Annotated in this window: 7 protein-coding genes; all 7 read left to right on the plus strand. The window is 65.4% G+C overall.

The features are described 5' to 3' along the window. Positions 1-136: 136 nt before the first annotated feature. A complete protein-coding gene (locus JNN06_RS06910) occupies positions 137-1,036 on the plus strand; it encodes a PhzF family phenazine biosynthesis protein (RefSeq protein ID WP_291238862.1) in 900 nt (299 codons plus the stop codon). A gap of 62 nt (positions 1,037-1,098) precedes the next feature. Beyond that, on the plus strand, positions 1,099-1,539 hold the full coding sequence (locus JNN06_RS06915) for a TerB family tellurite resistance protein (protein ID WP_291238863.1): 441 nt from the start codon (positions 1,099-1,101) through the stop codon (positions 1,537-1,539). 180 nt (positions 1,540-1,719) lie between these two features. Continuing rightward, positions 1,720-2,520: an amino acid ABC transporter ATP-binding protein gene (locus JNN06_RS06920; RefSeq protein ID WP_291238868.1), complete on the plus strand. Its 801-nt coding sequence runs from the start codon at positions 1,720-1,722 to the stop codon at positions 2,518-2,520. A 47-nt stretch (positions 2,521-2,567) separates the two neighbouring features. After that, on the plus strand, positions 2,568-3,287 hold the full coding sequence (locus JNN06_RS06925; protein ID WP_291238864.1) for a transporter substrate-binding domain-containing protein: 720 nt from the start codon (positions 2,568-2,570) through the stop codon (positions 3,285-3,287). Positions 3,288-3,375: 88 nt separating this feature from the next. Continuing rightward, complete coding sequence (locus JNN06_RS06930; RefSeq protein ID WP_291238865.1) at positions 3,376-4,257, plus strand: ABC transporter permease subunit; 882 nt, start codon at positions 3,376-3,378, stop codon at positions 4,255-4,257. Further along, on the plus strand, positions 4,254-5,081 hold the full coding sequence (locus tag JNN06_RS06935) for an ABC transporter permease subunit (RefSeq protein ID WP_291238866.1): 828 nt from the start codon (positions 4,254-4,256) through the stop codon (positions 5,079-5,081). Before JNN06_RS06930 ends, JNN06_RS06935 begins: the two co-directional genes overlap by 4 nt. 181 nt (positions 5,082-5,262) lie before the next feature. Next, positions 5,263-6,446, plus strand: a 1,184-nt coding sequence (locus JNN06_RS06940; protein ID WP_291238867.1) for a glutamine synthetase family protein, incomplete at its 3' end; no start/stop codon positions are given.

Below are 6,446 nucleotides of genomic sequence, written 5' to 3' on the forward strand. Positions count from 1 at the left end.
GCCACCCCCCGCCGCGCGACGCCCCCCCCTCGTTCCCCACCCGCAGGTCCGCCGAGAACCCGCCCCATGCCACCGCCCCCGCCGCGCGCGAGATCTCCACCCTGTTCAAGGGCCTGAAATGATGCCGGGGCTTGAAATGACGCTCGAATTCCACACGCTCGACGTTTTCACCCAAAGCCCCTTCACCGGCAATCCTCTGGCCGTCGTGCTGGGGGCCGAGGTGCTGTCGGCGGCGCAGATGCAAACGCTGGCGCGCGAATTCAACCTGTCGGAAACCATCTTCGTGCAGCCGCCGCAAAACCCGGCCCATACCGCGCGGGTGCGCATCTTCTTTCCCACCGCCGAGATCCCCTTCGCGGGCCACCCGACCATCGGCTGTGCCATCCTGCTGGCCAGCCAGCGCCAGCCGGAGGGCGATTTCACCGCCCATCTGGTGCTGGAGGAGGAGGCGGGCCTCGTCCCCGTCCGCGTCACACGGCAGGGCTCCAGGCTGGAGGCCGAATTCACCGCGCCGCAACTGCCCGTCGCCGCCCCCGGCACGGCACCGCGCGCGCTGATCGCCGCGGCGCTGGATCTGACGCCCGAGGAGATCGGCTTTGCCGCCCATAGCCCCGGCCTCTGGCAGGCCGGCCCGGCCTTCCTCTATGTGCCGCTGCGCGATCTGGAAAGCCTGGGCCGCGCCCGCCCGATCGAGCCGCATTGGTCGGCCCTGATGGACAGCGCCGGGGTGGACAGCGCCTACCTGTATACGCCCGGCACCGAGTGCGATTTCCGCGCCCGCATGTTCTCGCCCACCGCAGGCATCCCGGAAGACCCGGCGACCGGCTCGGCCACCGCGATTCTGGCGGCGCAACTGCGCGCGGCCCGGGTGCTGCGGCAGGGCAGCCAAAGTTTCACCCTGCGGCAGGGGGTCGAGATGGGCCGCGCCTCCGATCTGGTGCTGAGCGTCGATTACAGCGCCGAGGGCATCACCGCCATGCGCATCAAGGGCAGCGCGGTGCCGGTCTCGCAGGGCCGCATCCGCATCCCCGCCTGAGAGGAGCGGGCTTCCCTGCCTCGTGAATGGACAGCCGCCCGCCCTGCCCCTATCCTTTCCCGATGTTTGACCAACTCCTGCGCCGTCTGCTGGCCCCCGCCCCCACCGCCCTGCCCGCCGCCGAGGGCCGCCTCGCGCTGGCCGCCCTCATGGTGCGCGTGGCCCGCGCCGATGCCGATTACACCACCGCCGAGCAAAGCCGCATCGACCGCGTGCTGGCCCGCCACCATGGCCTGTCGCCCTTCGAGGCCAGCGCCCTGCGCCGCGAGGCCGAGGCGCTGGAGGCCGAGGCACCCGATACCGTCCGTTTCACCCGCGCGCTGAAAGACAGCGTGGCGCTGGAGGATCGCACCGCCCTTCTGGAGGCGCTGTGGTCGGTGGCCCTGGCCGATGGCGACCGCCACGAGGGCGAGGATCAGGTGATCCGCCTCACCGCCGCCTTCCTGGGCCTGACCGACCGCGACTCTGCCGAGGCCCGCCACCGCGCCACCCGTCAGGGCTGAGCCCCGCCGCGCCCCGCGCCCCCGATTGCCCATTCCGTTAGGGCAGATTGCCCAAAGCGGTGGCAAAACGGATTGTTCCGGCACAATTGCCGTTGCAAGGCGCCCAAAATTCCGCCCTATTTGACCGCAACAGGGAGCCTGACGGCCAAAAACAAGCGAGAAACCGTGACTGCCATTGCCATGCCCACCGCCCCGACCAGCCCTGCGCCGGCCTCTGACGTTCCGGTCATCGAAATCCGCGACCTGCACAAGAGCTATGGCCAGCTGGAGGTTCTGAAAGGCGTCGATCTGCGCGCCCCCAAGGGCCATGTCATCTCGCTCATCGGCTCTTCCGGCTCGGGCAAATCCACGCTGCTGCGCTGCTGCAACCTGCTGGAGGACAGCCAGCAGGGCGACATCCTCTTCGAGGGCGAGGCGGTGCATTGGAAGGGCGAGGGGCTGAACCGCCACCCCGCCGACAAGATGCAGGTGCTGCGCATCCGCACCAACCTGTCCATGGTGTTCCAGCAGTTCAACCTGTGGTCCCACATGACCATCCTGCAAAATGTGATGGAAGCGCCGGTGACCGTTCTGAAACGCGATCCCGCCGAAGTGGAGGCGAAAGCCCGGCAGTATCTGGCCAAAGTGGGCATTGCCGACAAGGCCGACGCCTGGCCCGCCATGCTGTCGGGCGGCCAGCAACAGCGCGCCGCCATTGCCCGCGCGCTGTGCATGGAACCGCGCGCCCTGCTGTTCGATGAACCCACCTCCGCGCTCGACCCCGAGCTGGAGCAGGAGGTGGTCAAGGTCATCAAGGCGCTGGCCGAGGAAGGCCGCACCATGATCATCGTGACCCATGACATGAAAATGGCCGCCGATGTCTCCGACCATGTGATCTTCCTTCATCAGGGCAAGATCGAGGAACAGGGCGCCCCCGACCAGCTTTTCGGCAACCCGCAGACCGAACGTCTGAGGGGTTTTCTTTCCGCAACAATGTCCTAACAATCGAGGCCTCAACCGGCCCAACCAACACCAACGGGAGTCTACCTATGAAGAAAATGCTGCTGGCCACCACCCTTCTGGCCCTGTCGGGCGGGATCGCAGCCGCCCAGACCGTCCGCCTTGGCACGGAAGGCGCCTATCCTCCCTTCAACTTCATCGACGATGCCGGCAATGTCGCGGGCTATGAGCGCGAATTCGGCGACGAGGCCTGCAAACGCGCCGGCCTGACCTGCGAATGGGTCACGAATGACTGGGACAGCATCATCCCGAACCTGCAATCGGGCAATTACGACGTGATCATCGCGGGCATGTCGATCACCGATGAACGCGCCAAGGTCGTCGATTTCTCGGAAAACTACTTCCCCCCGGCTGACAGCGCCTATGTGGGCCTGACCGCCGAGGCCGACATCAAGGGCGTCGTCTCGGCGCAGGTCGGCACCATTCAGGCGGGCTATGTCGCCGAATCGGGCGCCACCCTGCTGGAATTCCCCACCCCCGATGAAACCGTCGCCGCCGTGCGCAATGGCGAGGCGGCTGCCGTCTTTGCCGACAAGGATTTCCTTGCGCCTTACGTCAAGGAATCGAATGGCGAGCTGACCTTCGTGGGCGAGCCGGTCTCGCTGGGCGGCGGCGTTGGTCTGGCCTTCCGCCAGTCGGATGACGAGCTGCGCGAGAAGTTCAACGCCGCCATTCAGGCGATGAAGGCCGATGGCACCGTGAACAAGCTGATCGAAAAGCACTTCGGGCCTGAAACCAAGAAGTTCTGATCCGCTCTGACGGCCCCTGCCCGACGACGGGCGGGGGCCAGCCTTTCCCCGCGCAGCTTGCGCGCCCCCTCTCATCCCGCGAAATCCCATGTTCAGCTTCTGCGCCGATCCCAAGAGCCTCGAGGGGTTCAGCTGGCTGGTCTGCTATCTGACCTCCGCCAAGCATGTCGACTTCTACTGGTCTTTCCTGACGGTGCTGGTCTTGCTGGCCGTCACCGCACCCTCGGCGCTGGCCTTCGGCTTTGGCGGCGCCATGGCCGCGCGCAGCCCCATCGCGCCGCTGCGCTGGTTCGGCAAGACCTATACCGCCATGGTGCGCGGCGTGCCGGACATCGTGTTCTTCCTGTTCTTCGTCATCGCGCTGGATCAGGGGATCGAGTGGATGAAGCATCAGGTTGTCTGCCCCGACTGGAAGGAACCGATCCGTCAGGGCCTTGAATTCCGCGTCTGCCCCGAGGCCAAGGTGCCCTCGGGCAGTTCGGCGCAGATCTGGCACCAGCTTTACGGCTTTGCGCTGGCCGTCTTCACCTTCGCCATCGTCTTTGGTGCCTTTGCCGCCAATGTGCTGTATGGCGCGATGAATGCCGTGCCGCGCGCGCAGCTGGAAACCGCCGAAAGCTATGGCATGAGCCAGGGCCAGGTGTTCCGCCGCATCCTCGTGCCGCAAATGTGGACCTATGCGCTGCCGGGCCTGTCGAACCTGTGGATGATCCTCATCAAGGCCACGCCGCTTTTGTTCCTGCTGGGTGTCAAGGACATCGTGTACTGGGCGCGCGAGCTGGGCAGTGCCAAGACCCAGGCCTATGCCTATCCGCATCCCGATTGGCGGCTGTGGTATTTCATCGTGCTGCTGATCGTCTATCTCTGCATGACCCGCGGGTCCGAGATCATCCTGTCCCGCCTGACCCGCCGTCTCAGCCACGGTCAGGCCACCGCCGCCGGTGAAGCCATGCGGAGAGCCGCGCAATGACCTGTTTCGAGACCATCCAGGCCTATGCCTTCCGCTCCTTGGGCTTTGGCGAGAACCTGTTGCCGCGCACCGATTTCAACCTGTGCCAGCAATTCACCCTGATCGGCTCGGGCCTGATCTGGAATGTCTATTTCGGCGTGCTGGCGCTGTCGCTGGGCTTCTTTCTCGCCACCGCGCTGGCGCTGGCCAAGGCCAGCCCGCGCGCGCGTTTCCGCAAACCGGCGGAATGGTTCATCTTCGTGTTCCGTGGCTCACCCCTGTTCATCCAGTTCTTCCTCGCCTATTCGGCGCTGGTGATGCTGCCGCGCGGCGGGGTCGAGATCTTCGGCCTGCATATCGCAACCAGCTGGCTCACCTCGGCCTGGGCGGGCGCGGCCTTCGTCTTGTTCCTCAATACCTCGGCCTATGCCGCCGAGATCTTCTATGGCGCCCTGCAATCCATCCCCAAGGGCGATCTGGAGGCCGCCGAGGCCTATGGTCTCTCGGGCTGGTCCAAATTCCGCCGCATCCAGTGGCCCACCATGCTGCGGCTGGCCTGGCCCGCCTATACCAACGAGGCGATCTTCCTGTTCCACGCCACCACGCTGGTGTTCTTTTCCGGCTTCCCGGCCTTCCAGCAACGCGGCGACGCGCTCTATTACGCCAATTACTTCGCCGACAAGACCTTCAACCCCTTCGTGCCCTATCCGATCGTCGCCTTCTACTTCATCCTGCTGACCTTCACCCTGATCGGCCTTTTCGGTCTGGTGAACCGGCGGCTGAACCGGCACTTGCCCTCCAACACGCGCAGCAAAATTCGCTTGCGTCCGCAGCTGATCCGGTAGTAGCCTATATTTGATCAAATTCTTCGGGCCGTCGCCCGAACCGTGCCACTTGACGGAGGCATGGCGTCCCCTGCCCCTCCGGGCGGCAAACCCTGAAAAGGGCGTGGATGGCAAGGATCAAACAAGGGAGAACGGGCCGGGGCCGCCAAAGGCCGCCTCTGCCTTCGATTGCACGATGAACATGAAGGATTATCTTCGCAAACACCCGCAGGTCCGCACCATTCGCGTGGCGGCTGCGGATCTCAACGGTCAGGCCCGCGGCAAGCGCGTGCCCACCCGTTTCGCCGACAGCGTGGTGAAAAACGGCACCCGCTTTCCGTTTTCGGTGCTGAACCTCGACATCTGGGGCGAAGACATCGACGACAGCCCGCTGGTCTTTGAACAGGGCGACCAGGATGGCGTGCTGAAACCGACCGAGCGTGGCTTCATCAACATGCCCTGGCTGGAGGCGCCGACCGCCCTGCTGCCGATCTGGATGTTCCGCGAGAATGGCACGCCCTATGAGGGCGACCCCCGCCACGCGCTCAATGCCGTGGTGCAGCGCTACAAGGCGCGGGGCCTGACCCCGGTTTGCGCCATGGAGCTGGAATTCTTCCTGATCGACGATTCGGGCAAGACCATGCAGGTGCCCGCCTCGCCGCGTTCGGGCAAGCGCCGCAAGGCCGCCGAGACGCTGTCGATCCGCGCGCTGGACGCCTTCGACACCTTCTTCACCGATCTTTACGATGCCTGCGAGGCGATGGATATTCCCGCAGACACCACCACCTCCGAAACCGGCCTCGGCCAGTTCGAGGTGAACCTGATGCATTGCGACGATCCGCTGCGCGCCGCCGATGATGCCTGGCTTTTCAAGATGCTGGTCAAGGGTCTGGCCCGCCGCCACGGCTTTGCCGCCAGCTTCATGGCGAAACCCTACCCGGAATATTCCGGCTCGGGCCTGCACACCCATTTCAGCGTCATTGATGAAAAGGGCGAGAACGTGTTCGACAGCGGCGGCCCCAAAGGCACTGCCATGCTGCGCCACGCCGTTGCGGGCTGCCTGAATGCCATGGCGGATTCGACGCTGATCTTCGCGCCGCATCAGAACAGCTATGAGCGTCTGGTGCCCGGCAAACACGCGCCCACCTCGATCGGCTGGGGCTACGAGAACCGCACCGCTGCCATCCGCATTCCGGCGGGCAGCCCTTCGGCCCGGCGGATCGAGCATCGCGTGGCCGGGGGCGACGTGAACCCTTACCTCATGCTGGCCGCCATCCTGGGCGCCGCCCTTTGCGGCATCGAAGACCAGCAAGAGCCGCCCAGCCCGATTGCCGGCAATGCCTATGCGATGGACCTGCCGCAGATCCCCGCCACCTGGGAAGCCGC

The sequence above is a fragment of the Gemmobacter sp. genome (assembly GCF_016792925.1).
Taxonomy (GTDB): Bacteria; Pseudomonadota; Alphaproteobacteria; order Rhodobacterales; family Rhodobacteraceae; genus Gemmobacter.

Excerpts from the sequence above, each read along its gene's own strand:
- JNN06_RS06910 (WP_291238862.1), top strand. The coding sequence starts at position 137 with ATGACGCTCGAATTCCACACGCTCGACGTTTTCACCCAAAGCCCCTTC.
- JNN06_RS06935 (WP_291238866.1), top strand. The coding sequence starts at position 4,254 with ATGACCTGTTTCGAGACCATCCAGGCCTATGCCTTCCGCTCCTTGGGC.
- JNN06_RS06930 (WP_291238865.1), top strand. The coding sequence starts at position 3,376 with ATGTTCAGCTTCTGCGCCGATCCCAAGAGCCTCGAGGGGTTCAGCTGG.
- JNN06_RS06920 (WP_291238868.1), top strand. The coding sequence starts at position 1,720 with ATGCCCACCGCCCCGACCAGCCCTGCGCCGGCCTCTGACGTTCCGGTC.
- JNN06_RS06925 (WP_291238864.1), top strand. The coding sequence starts at position 2,568 with ATGAAGAAAATGCTGCTGGCCACCACCCTTCTGGCCCTGTCGGGCGGG.
- JNN06_RS06915 (WP_291238863.1), top strand. The coding sequence starts at position 1,099 with ATGTTTGACCAACTCCTGCGCCGTCTGCTGGCCCCCGCCCCCACCGCC.